18 protein-coding genes are annotated in these 16,685 nt (G+C 46.3%); 17 read left to right on the top strand and 1 reads right to left on the bottom strand.

The window, feature by feature from the left end; translation table 11 throughout:
• Positions 1–99: 99 nt before the first annotated feature.
• From R7E29_RS16140 to fliJ, 8 genes are all read left to right on the top strand, one after another.
• Positions 100–1,131, top strand: a complete 1,032-nt coding sequence (locus R7E29_RS16140; protein ID WP_005380459.1) for a sensor histidine kinase — start codon at positions 100–102, stop codon at positions 1,129–1,131.
• A gap of 36 nt (positions 1,132–1,167) precedes the next feature.
• Positions 1,168–2,577, top strand: a complete 1,410-nt coding sequence (locus R7E29_RS16145) for a sigma-54-dependent transcriptional regulator (protein ID WP_151515040.1) — start codon at positions 1,168–1,170, stop codon at positions 2,575–2,577.
• Between the two features lie 122 nt (positions 2,578–2,699).
• Positions 2,700–3,011, top strand: a complete 312-nt coding sequence (fliE, locus tag R7E29_RS16150) for a flagellar hook-basal body complex protein FliE (RefSeq protein WP_005384482.1) — start codon at positions 2,700–2,702, stop codon at positions 3,009–3,011.
• A 14-nt stretch (positions 3,012–3,025) separates the two neighbouring features.
• The gene (fliF, locus tag R7E29_RS16155) at positions 3,026–4,768 is read left to right on the top strand and encodes a flagellar basal-body MS-ring/collar protein FliF (protein ID WP_005380462.1); all 1,743 of its coding nucleotides are present in this window, start codon (positions 3,026–3,028) and stop codon (positions 4,766–4,768) included.
• Entirely contained in the window at positions 4,761–5,816 is a 1,056-nt protein-coding gene (gene fliG, locus R7E29_RS16160; protein WP_213906544.1) for a flagellar motor switch protein FliG, read from the top strand. The genes fliF and fliG overlap by 8 nt, the downstream gene beginning before the upstream one ends.
• Positions 5,817–5,887: 71 nt before the next feature.
• Positions 5,888–6,688, top strand: coding sequence for a flagellar assembly protein FliH (gene fliH, locus R7E29_RS16165; RefSeq protein ID WP_005394317.1), 801 nt, complete (start codon positions 5,888–5,890; stop codon positions 6,686–6,688).
• 3 nt (positions 6,689–6,691) lie between these two features.
• A complete protein-coding gene (gene fliI, locus R7E29_RS16170; protein WP_213868024.1) occupies positions 6,692–8,011 on the top strand; it encodes a flagellar protein export ATPase FliI in 1,320 nt (439 codons plus the stop codon).
• A 6-nt stretch (positions 8,012–8,017) separates the two neighbouring features.
• Positions 8,018–8,461: a flagellar export protein FliJ gene (gene fliJ / locus R7E29_RS16175; protein ID WP_005380474.1), complete on the top strand. Its 444-nt coding sequence runs from the start codon at positions 8,018–8,020 to the stop codon at positions 8,459–8,461.
• A 40-nt stretch (positions 8,462–8,501) separates the two neighbouring features.
• Here fliJ and R7E29_RS16180 read toward each other — a convergent pair whose 3' ends face one another.
• Positions 8,502–8,816 carry an NIPSNAP family protein gene (locus tag R7E29_RS16180; RefSeq protein ID WP_005380475.1) on the bottom strand — a complete coding sequence of 105 codons (315 nt, stop codon included), beginning with the start codon at positions 8,814–8,816 and terminating at the stop codon, positions 8,502–8,504.
• Between the two features lie 280 nt (positions 8,817–9,096).
• Between R7E29_RS16180 and R7E29_RS16185 the strand changes: the two genes are divergently transcribed.
• From R7E29_RS16185 to flhB, 9 genes are all read left to right on the top strand, one after another.
• Positions 9,097–10,950, top strand: a complete 1,854-nt coding sequence (locus R7E29_RS16185; RefSeq protein WP_054576276.1) for a flagellar hook-length control protein FliK — start codon at positions 9,097–9,099, stop codon at positions 10,948–10,950.
• Between the two features lie 85 nt (positions 10,951–11,035).
• Positions 11,036–11,539, top strand: a complete 504-nt coding sequence (gene fliL, locus R7E29_RS16190; protein WP_005380477.1) for a flagellar basal body-associated protein FliL — start codon at positions 11,036–11,038, stop codon at positions 11,537–11,539.
• 7 nt (positions 11,540–11,546) lie between these two features.
• On the top strand, positions 11,547–12,593 hold the full coding sequence (fliM, locus tag R7E29_RS16195) for a flagellar motor switch protein FliM (RefSeq protein ID WP_005380478.1): 1,047 nt from the start codon (positions 11,547–11,549) through the stop codon (positions 12,591–12,593).
• Positions 12,594–12,651: 58 nt separating this feature from the next.
• Positions 12,652–13,062, top strand: a complete 411-nt coding sequence (gene fliN, locus R7E29_RS16200) for a flagellar motor switch protein FliN (RefSeq protein ID WP_005380479.1) — start codon at positions 12,652–12,654, stop codon at positions 13,060–13,062.
• Position 13,063: 1 nt separating this feature from the next.
• Positions 13,064–13,477: a flagellar biosynthetic protein FliO gene (gene fliO, locus R7E29_RS16205; protein WP_005380480.1), complete on the top strand. Its 414-nt coding sequence runs from the start codon at positions 13,064–13,066 to the stop codon at positions 13,475–13,477.
• Positions 13,464–14,333: a flagellar type III secretion system pore protein FliP gene (gene fliP, locus R7E29_RS16210; protein ID WP_005394311.1), complete on the top strand. Its 870-nt coding sequence runs from the start codon at positions 13,464–13,466 to the stop codon at positions 14,331–14,333. Before fliO ends, fliP begins: the two co-directional genes overlap by 14 nt.
• Positions 14,334–14,357: 24 nt before the next feature.
• Complete coding sequence (gene fliQ / locus R7E29_RS16215; RefSeq protein ID WP_005380488.1) at positions 14,358–14,627, top strand: flagellar biosynthesis protein FliQ; 270 nt, start codon at positions 14,358–14,360, stop codon at positions 14,625–14,627.
• An 8-nt stretch (positions 14,628–14,635) separates the two neighbouring features.
• Positions 14,636–15,418, top strand: coding sequence for a flagellar biosynthetic protein FliR (gene fliR / locus R7E29_RS16220; protein WP_005384463.1), 783 nt, complete (start codon positions 14,636–14,638; stop codon positions 15,416–15,418).
• 3 nt (positions 15,419–15,421) lie between these two features.
• Positions 15,422–16,552, top strand: coding sequence for a flagellar biosynthesis protein FlhB (flhB, locus tag R7E29_RS16225; RefSeq protein WP_005380490.1), 1,131 nt, complete (start codon positions 15,422–15,424; stop codon positions 16,550–16,552).
• Positions 16,553–16,685: the final 133 nt, after the last annotated feature.

The raw sequence follows: 16,685 nt of genomic DNA on the forward strand, positions 1-16,685 counted from the left end.
TCGATAGCTTAACGTCCTGATAAATATAGAAAATAGCTTGGTACGCTAATTGCTTACCAAGCTATTTTAGTTTTAGCGGCGATATTTCGACAGGCAGTAATGGATAACAACACCAATCAATCCCATTTAGATTCCGTAGAGAATCAGGTTGAGCGCTACAAACAGGTGCTCGATGTGATGCCTGCTGGAGTGATTTTGCTCGATACGTACGGAGTAGTGCGTGAAGCAAATCCAGAAGCGCACCGAATTCTTGAGATTCCACTGGTTAACGAAAAATGGTTCAACGTTATCCAGGCGGTGTTTGACCCACGTGAAGATGATGGCCATGAAGTTTCATTACGTAATGGCCGTAAAGTTCGACTCGCCATCTCGGCGTCCACAACAGGTCAATTGATCCTGATTACCGATTTAACCGAAACCCGTTTACTTCAAGCTCGTGTCAGTGATTTACAGCGCTTATCGTCGTTAGGACGTATGGTTGCATCGCTTGCTCACCAAGTAAGAACGCCGCTGTCGAGCGCTATGTTATATGCATCCAATTTGGGAGCGCCAAATCTTCCTCCAGCGACAAAAGATCGCTTCCAAACCAAATTAATGGATCGACTGCACGATTTGGAAAAGCAGGTTAATGATATGCTGCTTTTTGCTAAAGGTGGTGATAATAAAGTCATTAAGCCATTTACGATTGCCCAGTTGGTAGCGGAATATCAGCCGATGGTCGAAACCGCGCTAAAAAACAACAGTATTGATTACTGCCTAGAAGTGGAAGAAGAACAAACTGAACTACTAGGCAATGCGAACGCCATTGCATCTGCATTGAGTAATCTGGTCATGAATGCGATTCAAATGTCTGGTAAAGAATCGCAAGTCGATATTTTTTTCCGCCCGGTAAATGGTGAGTTACGCATTTCTGTGCAAGACAGCGGACCGGGTGTGCCCGAAGAACTGCAAGCCAAAATCATGGAGCCATTTTTTACCACACGTTCTCAAGGAACTGGATTAGGGTTGGCAGTTGTTCAAATGGTTTGCCGTGCCCATGACGGTCGATTGGAGCTTATTTCAGAGCAGGGTGATGGAGCCTGCTTCACCATGTGCATTCCGCTAGAGCGAGTGCAAACAGAAGCGCAATAAGCGGCTTTTGGTAATAACAATTTCTGGAGAATCATAATGGCGCAAAGCAAAGTGCTGATCGTAGAAGACGATGAAGGTCTTCGTGAAGCCCTAGTCGATACTCTGGCTCTGGCAGGGTATGAGTGGTTGGAAGCGGACTGTGCTGAAGATGCACTGTTGAAGCTGAAATCGAATACGGTTGATATCGTCGTTTCTGATGTGCAAATGGCGGGTATGGGTGGCTTAGCTCTGCTCAAAAGCATCAAGCAGAATTGGCCTAACTTACCAGTATTGCTAATGACGGCGTACGCCAACATTGAAGATGCCGTGTCTGCAATGAAAGATGGCGCGATTGACTACATGGCGAAACCATTTGCACCAGAAGTGTTGCTAAATATGGTCAGTCGTTATGCACCGATAAAAAGTGATGACAACGGTGATGCTATCGTTGCTGATGAGAAAAGTCTGCGCTTACTCGCGTTGGCCGATAAAGTGGCGCGTACAGATGCGAATGTTATGGTGCTAGGTCCGAGTGGCTCAGGTAAAGAAGTGATGTCGCGTTATATTCACAACGCGTCAAATCGTAAAAATGGTCCTTTTGTCGCAATTAACTGTGCCGCGATTCCTGACAATATGCTCGAAGCAACACTGTTTGGCTATGAAAAGGGCGCATTTACTGGTGCTGTTCAGGCATGCCCAGGAAAGTTTGAACAAGCGCAAGGTGGCACAATCTTGCTTGATGAAATCAGCGAAATGGACTTGAACCTGCAAGCGAAGTTGTTGCGTGTTTTGCAAGAGCGAGAAGTAGAGCGCCTTGGCAGTCGCAAAAGCATCAAGTTAGATGTTCGTGTGTTAGCGACGAGTAACCGTGATCTTAAGCAATACGTGTCAGAAGGAAACTTCAGAGAGGACTTATATTACCGCCTGAATGTATTCCCAATTTCGTGGCCTGCACTTAAAGAACGTAAAGGCGATATTGCACCGCTTGCCAAGCATCTTGCTGAGCGTCATTGCAGCAAAATGGGCATGCCAGTGCCTCAATTCTCGACCGTTGCGTTAGAAAAACTATTGCAATACCCTTGGCCGGGTAATGTTCGTGAATTGGATAACGTGGTTCAACGAGCGCTGATATTAAGTGAAAATGGCGACATCGATGCAGAGCACATTTTGCTTGAGGGCGTAGATTGGCAAGATGCCAATAGCTTGCAACACGTGGTGCAAAATGCAGATATGGTCGTGCCCAATGTTAAGCCAGTTGCTCAAGCTGAGAGTGTTAGCCGCCCAGTAACTGGTGGAGAAGGCTTAGGTAGCGAGCTGCGCGATCAAGAATACGCCATTATTTTGGAGACTTTGGTTGAGTGTAATGGTCGACGCAAAGAAATGGCGGAGAAACTGGGTATAAGCCCTCGAACCTTGCGCTATAAGCTTGCCAAAATGCGTGATGCTGGTATAGATATCCCGAATTAACACAGACAACAGCCATAAGACGAAAAGTGTAAGTAAATTGATTGCTAATGTCTTATGGCACGTTAATTGCTGTGTCAATAATCAGTTTTGTTAATAGTCAATCTTTTGGCTTAGAGGTGCTAATGAAAATTGATGGTATTCAGGCAGAAATGCGCGCCATGATGGTAGAAGCAACCAATACGGCTCCTACTGCAAGTGGGGCGAAAGTTGGAGCAGATTTTAACGATCTCCTAACTAAAGCCATCAATAACGTAAACACACTTCAAAAAGCATCTGGTGATTTACAAACCCGTTTTGATCGTGGTGATGCCGATGTATCCCTTTCTGACGTTATGATCGCTCGTAACAAGTCTAGTGTCGCTTTTGATGCGACGGTTCAAATTCGCAATAAACTCGTTGAGGCATATAAAGACCTCATGAACATGCCAGTGTAATTTAGGTAATAAGTGTGGCAGACAAGTCTACAGATTTAACCGTCACTGAAGGCGGCTCAGATGGTGCACTGGTAGCAAGTTCCGATGTGGATGTGGAGAGTCAAAATCCAGATCTAGAGGAGCGCAGTGCGTCAAAATTCGATATGGCAGTGGGCGACCTCGATTTACTTCGTCAGGTTGTGCTTGTGCTGTCGATATCCATCTGTGTTGCATTGATCGTGATGCTGTTCTTTTGGGTCAAAGAACCGGAAATGCGCCCACTTGGTGCGTATGAGACCGAAGAATTGATCCCCGTTCTGGATTATCTGGACCAGCAGAAAATCAATTATAAGCTTGATGGCAATACTGTTTCTGTTGAATCGAGTGAGTACAACTCGATCAAACTTGGCATGGTTCGTTCCGGCGTTAACCAAGCTACAGAAGCAGGCGATGATATTTTGCTGCAAGACATGGGCTTTGGTGTTTCACAACGTCTTGAGCAAGAGCGTCTGAAACTCAGTCGAGAGCGCCAATTAGCTCAAGCAATTGAAGAGATGAAGCAAGTTCGCAAAGCACGAGTGTTATTGGCACTGCCAAAGCACAGCGTGTTTGTGCGTCATAACCAAGAAGCGTCTGCGTCGGTATTTTTGACATTGTCGACAGGCACTAACCTTAAGCAGCAAGAAGTGGATTCTATTGTCGACATGGTAGCGAGTGCCGTGCCGGGAATGAAAACTTCTCGAATTACCGTCACAGATCAGCATGGCCGCTTACTCAGCTCAGGCTCCCAAGATCCTGCTTCTGCGGCGCGACGCAAAGAACAAGAATTAGAACGCAGCCAAGAGCAAGCGCTGCGCGAAAAAATTGATTCCGTACTATTACCCATTTTAGGTTATGGCAACTATACGGCGCAGGTTGATATCCAAATGGATTTCAGTGCGGTTGAACAAACTCGCAAACGTTTTGATCCAAACACCCCTGCGACCCGCAGTGAGTACGCACTCGAAGATTACAATAACGGTAACATGGTAGCGGGTATTCCGGGTGCGTTGAGTAATCAGCCTCCAGCGGATGCCTCTATTCCGCAAGATGTGGCTCAAATGAAAGATGGTTCTGTCATGGGGCAGGGGTCAGTTCGTAAAGAGTCCACGCGTAACTTTGAGCTAGATACCACCATCAGCCACGAGCGAAAGCAGACCGGGACGGTGGCTCGTCAGACCGTTTCTGTTGCGATTAAAGACCGTCGTCAAGTTAACCCTGATACGGGTGAAGTGACTTATACCCCAATGTCCGAATCTGAAATCAATGCCATTCGCCAAGTATTAATTGGTACCGTTGGCTTTGATCAAGGCCGTGGCGATTTGCTGAATGTATTGAGTGTAAAGTTTGCTGAGCCAGAGGCTGAGCAGCTAGAAGAACCACCAATTTGGGAGCACCCTAACTTCAGTGATTGGGTTCGTTGGTTCGCAAGTGCATTAGTGATTATTGTGGTTGTGTTGGTTCTGGTTCGCCCAGCAATGAAGAAATTGCTTAACCCTACCAGCGATGATGAAGACGAAATGTACGGACCAGACGGCTTGCCGATTGGTGCGGATGGTGAAACTAGCTTGATTGGCAGTGACATCGAAAGCAGCGAACTGTTCGAGTTTGGCTCAAGTATTGATTTGCCAAACCTTCATAAAGATGAAGATGTATTGAAAGCGGTTCGCGCTCTGGTTGCGAATGAACCTGAACTGGCTGCTCAAGTAGTGAAAAACTGGATGAATGACAATGGCTAACGATATCGTATCTCAAGATGATAACGCTGCGGGAATGCCAGTAGAGCTGGATGTTTCAACCATTACTGGCGAAGAAAAAGCGGCAATTTTGCTATTGAGTCTTAATGAACAAGATGCAGCTGGCATTATCCGTCACCTAGAACCAAAACAGGTTCAGCGTGTTGGTAGTGCGATGGCTCGCGCGAAGGATCTCAGCCAAGACAAGGTATCTGCTGTTCATCGTGCGTTTTTGGAGGATATCCAGAAATACACCAACATTGGTATGGGCAGCGAAGACTTTATGCGTAATGCACTGGTTGCCGCTCTTGGTGAAGACAAAGCCAACAACTTAGTTGACCAGATCCTACTTGGTACGGGCTCAAAGGGTTTGGATTCTTTGAAATGGATGGACCCACGCCAAGTGGCGAGCATTATTGTCAATGAACACCCACAGATTCAAACTATCGTATTGTCTTATTTAGAAGCAGACCAATCTGCAGAGATTTTGTCTCAGTTCCCTGAGCGCGTGCGTTTGGATCTGATGATGCGTATTGCCAACCTTGAAGAAGTTCAGCCATCAGCATTGGCAGAGCTGAACGAAATCATGGAGAAACAGTTCGCGGGTCAAGCGGGTGCACAAGCAGCCAAAATTGGCGGCCTGAAAGCAGCAGCGGAGATCATGAACTACCTAGACAACAACGTCGAAGGTTTGTTGATGGAGCAAATTCGCGATCAGGACGAAGACATGGCGACGCAAATCCAAGACCTAATGTTTGTCTTCGAAAACTTAGTCGAGGTGGACGACCAAGGTATTCAGAAGTTGCTGCGTGACGTACCACAAGACGTGTTGCAAAAAGCACTCAAAGGTGCAGATGACTCGTTACGTGAGAAAGTCTTCAAGAATATGTCTAAACGTGCTGCTGATATGATGCGTGATGACATAGAAGCGATGCCGCCAGTACGAGTGGCAGATGTAGAAGCCGCTCAGAAAGAAATCTTAGCAATTGCCCGTCGAATGGCGGATGCTGGTGAGCTTATGCTATCTGGCGGTGCTGACGAATTCTTATAATTTCTATTGCTTCGCAATTATCCTATTGCGGAGCACCCTCACTTCTTAATCGAACACACAATAGGTAACCCATGGCTGGCGATAGAAAACGTGGATTTATCCGTCCTGATGAAGATGATTCGATGATCGAACCTCAACGTTGGGGGCTGCCTGATTATGGCGAGCCTAAAGCCAAACAAGCAAAACAAACCGCGTTCAACTATGACCCGGGATGGGTGCCGAATTTTGATGAGCCTGAAGAAGAGCAGCCACTTGCGCTAACCGAAGAGCAAATTGAACTGATTAAGCAAGGTGCTTATCAAGAAGGCTTACATCAAGGTCAGGAAGCTGGCTTTAAGCAAGGTTACGACAAAGGTAAAGAAGAAGGGTTGCAAGCCGGCCATGCTGAAGGTCTCGAGCTCGGAAAAGCTGAAGGGGTAACTGCAGGGCAAGAATACATTCAGCAGCAAGTTGAAACTTTTATGAACTTGGCCAATCAGTTTGCTCAACCTTTGGAGTTGATGAATGCTCAGGTTGAAAAGCAGCTGGTGGATATGGTGCTCTGTTTAGTTAAAGAAGTGGTGCACGTTGAAGTACAAACCAACCCTCAAATTATTTTAGATACAGTGAAGCAGTCGGTTGAAGCGCTACCAATATCAGGCCACCCTATTACCTTGCACCTGAATCCAGAAGATGTCGCGATTATTCGTTCAGCTTATGGTGAAGAAGACCTTAATTGTCGCAACTGGACGTTAGTTGCTGAGCCATCGCTCAATCGAGGTGACGTCCAGATTGAAGCCGGTGAATCAAGCATTAATTATCGCATGGAAGAACGCGTCAAAAGCGTATTGCACAGCTTTTGTGGCGCAAACCGTCATCAAGAGGGCGAGTAATCCATGCAAGCACTCTCTGACCGCTTAAAAAGCTACAAAGTTGAAGGCCTTACGACGCGTCCTGTCGCCTCTGGCAAACTGGTGCGTGTGGTTGGGTTAACGTTGGAAGCGACCGGCTGTCGCGCACCAATTGGCAGTTTATGCTTAGTGGAAACCATGTCAGGTCAGATGGAAGCCGAGGTTGTCGGCTTTTCAGGTGACAACCTATTTTTAATGCCAAGCGAACAAATTACGGGCATTTTACCTGGCGCGAGAGTCACCCCTTTAACCAGTGACGCTGGTTTGCCTGTCGGCATGGAGTTACTTGGGCGCGTGATAGACGGGGTTGGGAATCCACTTGATGGACTTGGCCCTTTGTATACCGATCACCGTGCCTCTTTTAATGCCGAACCAATCAACCCGTTGGCTCGAAAGCCAATTTCTGAACCGCTCGATGTTGGCCTAAAAGCCATCAATGGTTTGTTGACGGTTGGTAAAGGTCAGCGTATCGGTCTGTTTGCAGGTTCTGGTGTGGGTAAATCGGTCACGCTTGGCATGATGACGCGAGGCACCACCGCACAGGTTGTGGTCGTCGGCCTGATAGGTGAGCGTGGACGTGAAGTTAAAGAGTTCATCGAAGAGATCTTGGGTGAGGACGGTCGTCGCCGCTCAGTGGTGGTCGCGGCGCCTGCCGATGCTTCACCTCTAATGCGCTTAAAGGGGTGCCAAACGGCATTAACGATTGCTGAATACTTCCGGGACCAAGGGTTAGATGTTCTGCTATTGATGGACTCGTTGACTCGTTTTGCACAAGCACAGCGTGAAATCGCACTTTCTGTTGGTGAGCCGCCAGCGACGAAAGGCTACCCGCCTTCTGTATTTGCCAAGCTGCCAGCGCTGGTTGAGCGAGCGGGTAATGGAAGTGCCGAACAAGGCTCGATTACGGCGTTCTTTACCGTGTTGACCGAAGGGGATGATTTGCAAGATCCGATAGCGGACGCATCGCGAGCCATTCTTGATGGCCATATTGTACTTTCTCGTGAAATGGCGGATGCAGGCCATTATCCGGCGATTGATGTCGAGAAGTCGGTGAGCCGTGTTATGCCGCAAATCACGACTGAAGAGCACGTTTTGATGTCAAAAGCGGTGCGACAGGTCTTGTCTATTTGTCGCAAGAATCAAGATTTGGTCTCGATTGGAGCGTACAAACCGGGTACCGATCCTGCTATTGATGGCGCATTTACTTTGAAACCGAAGTTAGACGAATACTTGCAGCAGAGCATGAAAGAATCGGTGCCATACGATATGTGCGTCAATATGCTTAGAAACATTTTGGGTGGGTGATAGCGCATGAATAATGCGATGGAGTTTCTACTTGAGCAAACTAAGGATCGTGAAGACCAAGCTGTGCTTGCACTGAACAAAGCGCGTTCTGAACTCGAAGATTATTACCGTCAGGTTGAACAAATTGAAAAGTATCGGCTTGATTATTGCCAGCAACTCGTCGACCGTGGTCAGGCGGGCCTAACGGCAAGTCAATATGGACACTTAAATCGATTCCTTACCCAGCTAGATGAAACTTTATCTAAGCAAAAGCAAGCAGAAAGTCATTTCAAAGAGCAGGTTGAAAACTGTAAAGAATATTGGTTAACCGTGCGTAAAGAACGCAAATCCTATGAGTGGATGATAGACAAACGCGAAAAAGAGAAACAACTTGCTGAAGCTAAGCGCGAACAAAAGCAAATGGACGAGTTTTCCACCTTACTTTACAGTCGAAAACCACATCGTTTCTAAACGTTATCGGTTCGATATTGCATTACGGTGTTGCAGCTGACTACATCTCTACCGATTCAAGTAAGGTAACTTTGATTGAGTCTTGTTCAATTAACTCAAACACCTTCGGTCGAATCTCGCGAACCCACCACTCGTTGTATGTTTTTTCGTAGAGAGCCTGGCGTGCTTGTTCATTGTCGAACTCTCTAAGCCAAACAAAATAGTCATGTCCATCATCACCAGTGTGGACGTAAGTATTCAGTACACGCATGCCTTGTGAGCGTTGATAGGGCAACAGTTCTTCCTTCATCCAACTTAGCCACTGTTCTGTTTTGCCTGCTCTGATTCTATATTGGCGTAATTCTGTGATCTTCAAAGTGATTCCTTAATTGTTAAGTCAAATGTCTGTTTACGCTTATCGTTTTTCAAAGTCAATCAAGTAGCTGTACATCATGTTAGGAACCAGGTTCTCGGATAGTACTGTTGATGTTTGTTCCATAAACATGCCATCTATTAGCTTACCGAGAATTGACTCAATATTGTGGTGTGATTTTTGCATTTTAGCTGTCAGTGTCGGGTCTTTTTGACCTTTGTTTGCCGCCAGTATTGCTGTCTGTCAGCGATACGCTCAGAGCCACGAGAACGAGAGTTTCTAAATGAGTGTGAATTTGTCCCATGTATCTGCGACTACCAAGACGCCAGTTTCTGATGTGTCCGCTAAAGCGTCCGCAGAGAGCACTGAGAGCAAGGGATTTTTAGAAACGTTAACCGATGCGTTTGCTGGTAAACAAAAGCCCGAAAAAGTAGCAACAGAATCGACAGTGGTTGAAGAAAAAGAAAGAGCGGATGTAGGCAGTACTTCTTCTGCTAACGTCTCGGACGAATTGTTGGCGCAAGAAAGCCAAGAATCCGTCAGTGACGAGACCCATGGTTTTGATGAAATATCAGCAAACAAACCGAATGCAACCTTAAGTGAAGAAGCAAGTTTACAAAAGGCGGGTAACAGCACACCTTTGGAGAATGATGTTGAAGCTATTGAAAAAGTGAAATCAACATCAATCGATACGAGCAACCCATCAAATACAATGGACGTAAAAAGCACTATGGGCGAAGGACAACAGCTTCTTGGCCGAATTGAACAAGCGAATCAAACCCTGAATGCGAGTAATGCATCCATCAATAGTGGCAAAGTTTTGCCTCAGAGCGCGAATTTAGTGCATTCGTTCCACGAGCAAGCAACCGTTTCGACAAACCTTGATGAGCTGGCTTTGAATGAAACGCCATCAGTTCATTCTCTTGAACAAGCACAGCTGATCCCAGGGCAAGACTTAGAGCCAATTTTAGATAAGAATGGTCAACCTATCGATGTCGACAAACTCTCGTCTGAGTTTGCTGCTTGGCAAGAGCTAGCGAAACAAGCCAGCCATCCGACGACTAAGAGCGCAGTCAGTGGTGAAGTAGCTAATGATCTGTCGCCGTTGTTAACAGATGTTGATGGTTCCAACATCGACGCGCTTCCACGAGTATCCTTGGATGAACTTGAAGTTATAGATACTAAGTTGGCGCAAGGAAAACCACTGACTCAGCAAGAAGCTCAGATCATTGAAGGGTTGAAACAAGGAAGGATCTCGGCGGATATTCCTGATCAAGACCTTGCCCAATTTGTTGCGCTCCCTAATGACATTAAACAGATTCTCGCAGAGCAACAAGTACAACATAATTTAACTCGCCAGGCTGGACCTATGGCAGTGTCTCAGCAAATCCAGCATACAGCGGCTCAAGTACCCCAGCCACAAACTGCTCATAGTGGAGAAAAAGTCGCATTATCTCCAACGCCTGATACGTTGATAGCCGCGCAAGTGCCGACGTCGCTTCAAGGTGTGAAAGACGGAGAGATTAGCCAGAAAGTGATGAACGCAGCATTGGAGACTGGTGCGCTAAAGGCGACTGCGGATAAACAAGATAAGCCGGACCTCCAACATGGCTTCGCTGGACAACTTCAGGCTATGGCAGGTCAGCAAGGAATTAATGTGCAGCAACAAGCGCGTATTGATGCTGCACAACAAGCTCAGCTTCCGTTGCAACTAACTAAAGAGCTAGCCAACGAGCAAGTTGCGGAAAAAGTGCAAATGATGATGTCGAAGAATCTGAAAAATCTCGATATTCGTCTTGATCCACCAGAGTTAGGTCGTATGCAAATTCGTATGACCATGAATAACGACGTTGCCAATGTACATTTTACAGTGAACAACCCGCAAGCTCGTGACATTATTGAACAGACGCTCCCTCGTTTGAGAGAAATGCTAGCGCAACAAGGTATGCAGCTGGCTGATTCTTCCGTCCAGCAACAAAACAGCGGGCAACAGCAAGGTAGGTATACTGCTGAACAACATGGTCAAAGCGCGCAAAGTGGCGGTTTTTCTGGACAGTCCGAAGAGGGTTTTGAATCTGATGTCAATCTGGATTTGAATGTCGCTTCAAAGCGTGATGGAATTAGTTTTTACGCATAAAAGGCCGTTTAACGGCAATGGCATACGGTTACCAAGCAACTCACTAAAACGTCTTGGTAACTCAAAAGAACAATAAGAGACAAGAATGGCAGAAGAACAGTTACAAGGGGCCGATGCGCCGAAAGGAAAAAGCAAGTTACTTATCATCATCATCGCTGTTGTAGTATTACTACTTGGTGGCGGGGCAGCGGCATTTTTTCTAATGGGCTCTGATGAACCTGCTCAGGCTGAATCGTCTCAACAGGCTCAAGTGAAGGCATCGGATGCTGCGCCCATCGCGTATGTGAATCTTCCTCAGGCATTTGTATTTAACGTTACTGGGGATAGCCGCGATAGGTTGGTTCAAATTAAAGCGCAGTTAATGGTTCGCGGTGCAGAAAATGAAGAGTTGGCGCGGTATCATTCGCCACTGATTGAAAGCTCTATGCTATCAACGTTTGCTTCCGCGACGGTTGATCAATTGCGCTCTCCTACAGGACGAGTGGAATTGCGCGATCGTGCTTCCGAAGATATCAAAGCAGCGCTGAATGCTGCGGTCGGTAAGCCAGTGATTGAAAAAGTACTGTTTACAGATTTTGTTATTCAATAGGTAAAACGTGACCGATCTATTAAGCCAAGACGAAATTGATGCGCTATTGCATGGGGTTGACGATGTTGATGACGTCGATGAACCGATAGAAAACGACACTGAGGGTGCCGTCAATTTTGATTTCTCGTCGCAAGACAGGATCGTACGTGGTCGAATGCCGACGCTCGAACTTATCAACGAGCGCTTTGCACGGCACATGCGTATTAGTCTGTTTAATATGCTGCGTAAAACGGCAGAGGTGTCGATCAATGGCGTGCAGATGATGAAGTTTGGTGAATACCAGAACACATTGTACGTGCCAACCAGTTTGAACATGGTGCGTTTTCGTCCGTTAAAAGGCACTGCGTTGATCACCATGGAGGCTCGTTTAGTCTTTATTCTGGTAGAAAACTTCTTTGGCGGTGATGGTCGATTCCACGCCAAAATCGAAGGCCGTGAATTTACCCCAACGGAACGCCGCATCATTCAGTTGTTACTGAAAATTGTATTTGAAGATTATAAAGAAGCGTGGTCGCCAGTGATGGGGGTAGAGTTCGAATATCTCGACTCTGAAGTAAACCCAAGTATGGCAAACATTGTCAGCCCGACAGAAGTGATTGTCGTGAGTTCCTTCCATATAGAAGTTGACGGCGGTGGCGGCGATTTTCATGTCGTTATGCCTTACTCCATGGTTGAGCCTATCCGTGAACTATTGGATGCAGGTGTTCAGTCCGACAAGATGGAAACGGACGTTCGCTGGAGCTCAGCACTACGTGAAGAGATCATGGATTGTCCGGTTAACTTCCGCGTGAACTTGCTCGAAAAAGACATTTCTTTGCGTGACCTCATGGAGCTGCAACCTGGCGATATCATCCCGATTGAAATGCCAGAACATGCGACGATGTTTGTAGAAGACCTACCGACCTATCGCGTAAAAATGGGTCGTTCGGAAGACAAATTAGCGGTGCAAATTTCTGAGGAAATTGAGCGCCCACATGTCGTCAAAACAGATTTAGCTTTCTTAGGTAAAGACATCATGTCCGAGCTTGAGAGTGAAGACGATATAGACCATTAAGATACCTTATTAAATAGACATGCTATGGCATGAGTAAGGCGTAACACAGGATAGAAAAATGGAACCAAGTGACGATCAAAAGCTAGCAGACGAATGGGCAGCCGCTCTTGGCGAAGACCCGTCTGCCCCTTCTGTAGACGTAGATGAAGTATTGGCTGCGCCACTGGAAGAGCTAAAAGACACTTCAAGCCCAATTAGCGAAGATGAGCGTCGTAAACTCGACACTATTATGGATATCCCGGTGACGATTTCGATGGAAGTCGGTCGTTCTCAAATTAGCATTCGGAACCTGTTGCAGCTTAACCAAGGTTCGGTTGTTGAGTTGGATCGTCTAGCCGGTGAGTCGCTCGACGTATTGGTTAACGGTACTTTGATTGCTCACGGCGAAGTCGTGGTCGTCAACGATAAGTTTGGTATCCGTTTGACGGATGTGATCAGCCAAACTGAACGAATTAAGAAGCTGCGTTAAGATGAGTCGTTCAATCAAAATGCGATTGAAGCAAATCACTGGAGCACTGAGCTTAATGCTAAGTGCTCCTTATGCATTTGCTGCCGCACCAAATAATCTGGATCTTGCGACGACACTTGGCTCGCTTGTGCTTGTAATCGGCGTGATTCTTTTGCTGGCTTGGTTGCTGAAACGTATGCAAGTGCCAGCGATGGGACAACAAAAGGGCTTGCGTATAGTGAGTCAGTTGCCAGTGGGTACAAAAGAAAGAATCGCAGTAGTTCAAGTGGGTGAAGAACAGTTTTTGGTTGGGATTACTAGCCAATCGATCCAAACTTTAGCCAAGTTAGATAAGCCACTGAAAGAGGAAGAGTTGGCGACCAATGCTTTTGCGACTCAATTTAGCCAGCTGATCAAAAAACATGACAAAGGGTAATCCAATTCGTTTGCTCCTGAGTACGTTGTTACTTTTTGTCGGCGTGCTGTTTTCTTCATTTACCTTTGCTGAAGCAGAGGAGTCAGCGCTGCCAGATAACTTAGCCGATGGAAGTGGTGTTACAGTTCAGGCTATGCAAAGTGATACTGGTGCTAGCCGTGCTATGTCCGTTTCTAGTGGCGGTGGTATTCCAGCATTCACCATGACCACGAACCCTGATGGCAGTGAAGACTACTCGGTTACACTACAAATTTTAGCGTTAATGACCATGCTTGGCTTCTTGCCTGCCATGGTGATTCTGATGACCTCGTTCACTCGAATTGTGGTGGTGATGTCGATATTGCGTCAGGCAATGGGTTTGCAACAAACGCCTTCTAATCAGGTTATTATTGGTATTGCGCTGTTTTTGACCTTTTTTGTTATGTCTCCTGTCCTGAACGAAATCAACGACAAAGCTGTTCAGCCTTATTTGAACGAGCAAGTTACGGCGCGAGAAGCGTTTGATGCTGCACAAGCGCCAATGAAAGCATTTATGCTTAAGCAGACCCGAATCAAAGATTTGGAGACGTTCGTAACCATGTCAGGAGAGCAAGTCGAGAATCCAGAAGATGTGTCGATGGCGGTGTTGATTCCGGCTTTTATCACCTCAGAGCTAAAAACTGCATTCCAAATTGGCTTTATGCTCTTCTTGCCGTTTTTGATTATTGACCTTGTAGTCGCTTCGGTACTGATGGCAATGGGTATGATGATGTTGTCACCAATGATTGTTTCGTTGCCGTTCAAGTTGATGTTGTTCGTATTGGTCGATGGTTGGAACTTGATACTCTCGACACTCGCGGGCAGCTTTGCCCTTTAGTTAAGCGCAGATAGAGGATAAGACATGACACCAGAAATGTTTGTCGAGCTTTTCCGTGAAGCACTTTGGATGGTGCTTATCATGGTCTGCGCTATTATCATCCCAAGCTTGCTTATCGGCCTTGTAGTTGCGATTTTTCAAGCTGCGACATCCATCAACGAACAAACATTGAGCTTCTTACCGCGTTTGATTGTCACGCTTTTGGCCCTGATGCTGTTTGGGCATTGGATGACGCAAATGTTGATGGAATATTTCTATGGCTTGATTGAACGCTTACCTCAGGTGCTTTATTAGAGGCGCCTATGGAGTACCCCACTAGCGTTGTCTTAGATTGGATCGCAAACTACTTCTGGCCCTATGTTCGTATCTCATCCATGTTGATGGTGATGACAGTAACCGGGGCCCGATTTGTTTCGCCAAGAATCCGCCTTTACCTCGGTTTAGCCATCACTTTCGCTGTCATGCCAGCTATCCCCGCCGTACCTCAAGACATTGAGCTACTCTCGTTTCGTGGCTTCATGACCATTGCCGAGCAAATGATCATCGGCATAGCGATGGGTATGGTTACTCAATTTATGATTCAAACCTTTGTCCTACTTGGTCAAATATTGGGTATGCAATCAAGTTTGGGCTTTGCTTCTATGGTTGATCCCGCAAATGGTCAGAACACGCCATTGCTTGGTCAGTTATTCATGTTCTTAACGACAATGTTTTTCCTTGCCACCGATGGACACTTAAAAATGCTGCAATTGGTGGTATTCAGTTTTAAAACTTTGCCGATTGGCTCCGGCTCTCTAAACGCGGTTGATTTCCGTGAAATGGCAGGCTGGCTTGGTATTATGTTCCAAACGGCACTGAGTATGTCTCTATCTGGCATTATTGCGCTACTGACCATTAACTTGTCGTTTGGTGTAATGACCCGTGCCGCACCACAGCTGAATATCTTCTCGCTTGGTTTTGCTTTTGCTTTGATGGTGGGTCTATTACTTTGTTGGTACATACTGGCTGGTCTATACAGTCATTATGAAATGTTCTGGACAGTGGGTGAGGCGCAGATTTGTCGGCTTATTCGCTTGGAGTGCTAAGATTTGGCAGAATCAGACGGTCAGGAACGCACCGAAGAAGCCACGCCCCGACGGTTACAACAAGCCAGAGAAAAGGGGCAGGTCGCTCGATCTAAAGAGCTTGCATCAGCATCTGTGCTGATCGTTGGCGCCATTTCATTGATGTGGTTTGGCGAGGCGTTAGCACGTTCATTGTTTTCCATCATGAGCCGTTTATTTGATCTTCAACGAGAAGAGATTTTCGATACTGCAAAACTGTTTGATATCGCTTTGGGCGCGATGAGTGATTTGTTGTTCCCACTATTTTTGGTGTTAGCGACATTGTTTACCGCCGCCATGATTGGAGCAGCAGGTGTGGGAGGAATCAGTTTTTCTGCCCAAGCGGCCATGCCCAAGCTGTCGAAAATGAATCCGCTTAGCGGCTTAAAGCGAATGGTTGGAATGCAAAGCTGGGTAGAGTTGATCAAATCAATCCTTAAAGTGGTTCTGGTCACTGGTGTCGCCATCTATTTGATCCAAGCATCACAGGCCGATCTGATTCAATTGAGCATGGATGTGTATCCGCAAAACATCTTCCATGCTTTAGATATTTTGCTGAACTTTATTTTGCTGATCAGTTGCTCGCTATTGATTGTGGTTGCCATCGATATTCCATTTCAAATTTGGCAGCACGCCGATCAGTTAAAAATGACCAAGCAAGAAGTCAAAGACGAATACAAAGAGACTGAAGGTAAGCCGGAAGTGAAAGGCCGTATTCGTATGTTGCAAAGGGAAGCGGCTCAACGTCGAATGATGGCGGACGTTCCTCAAGCTGATGTTATTGTTACTAACCCAGAGCACTTCTCGGTAGCGCTTCGTTATAAACAGAAGACAGACCGTGCGCCAGTCGTGATCGCTAAAGGTACTGACCACATGGCGATGAAGATTCGAGAAGTCGCCCGCGAACATGACATTACGATTGTGCCCGCACCACCTTTGGCTCGTGCGTTGTACCACACGACAGAGCTCGAGCAAGAGATCCCCGATGGGTTATTTACTGCCGTCGCTCAGGTTTTGGCATTTGTATTCCAATTGAAGCAATACCGAAAACGAGGTGGACAGCGCCCGAAAATTCAAGATTATGATTTGCCAATCCCACCCGAACACCGCCATTGATACGAAAAGCGGTAAAGCCTTAAAAAAGCTCGTTTGATCAAAAGCTAAGCTCTATTTGAGTGTTTAGTCATTATTTTGGCGCTAATTATGGTACATAGATTGCTTAAAACGCTTTAATTATCAACCCTACCTA

The sequence above is a fragment of the Vibrio sp. Vb1729 genome (assembly GCF_033338655.1).
Classification (GTDB): domain Bacteria; phylum Pseudomonadota; class Gammaproteobacteria; order Enterobacterales; family Vibrionaceae; genus Vibrio; species Vibrio alginolyticus.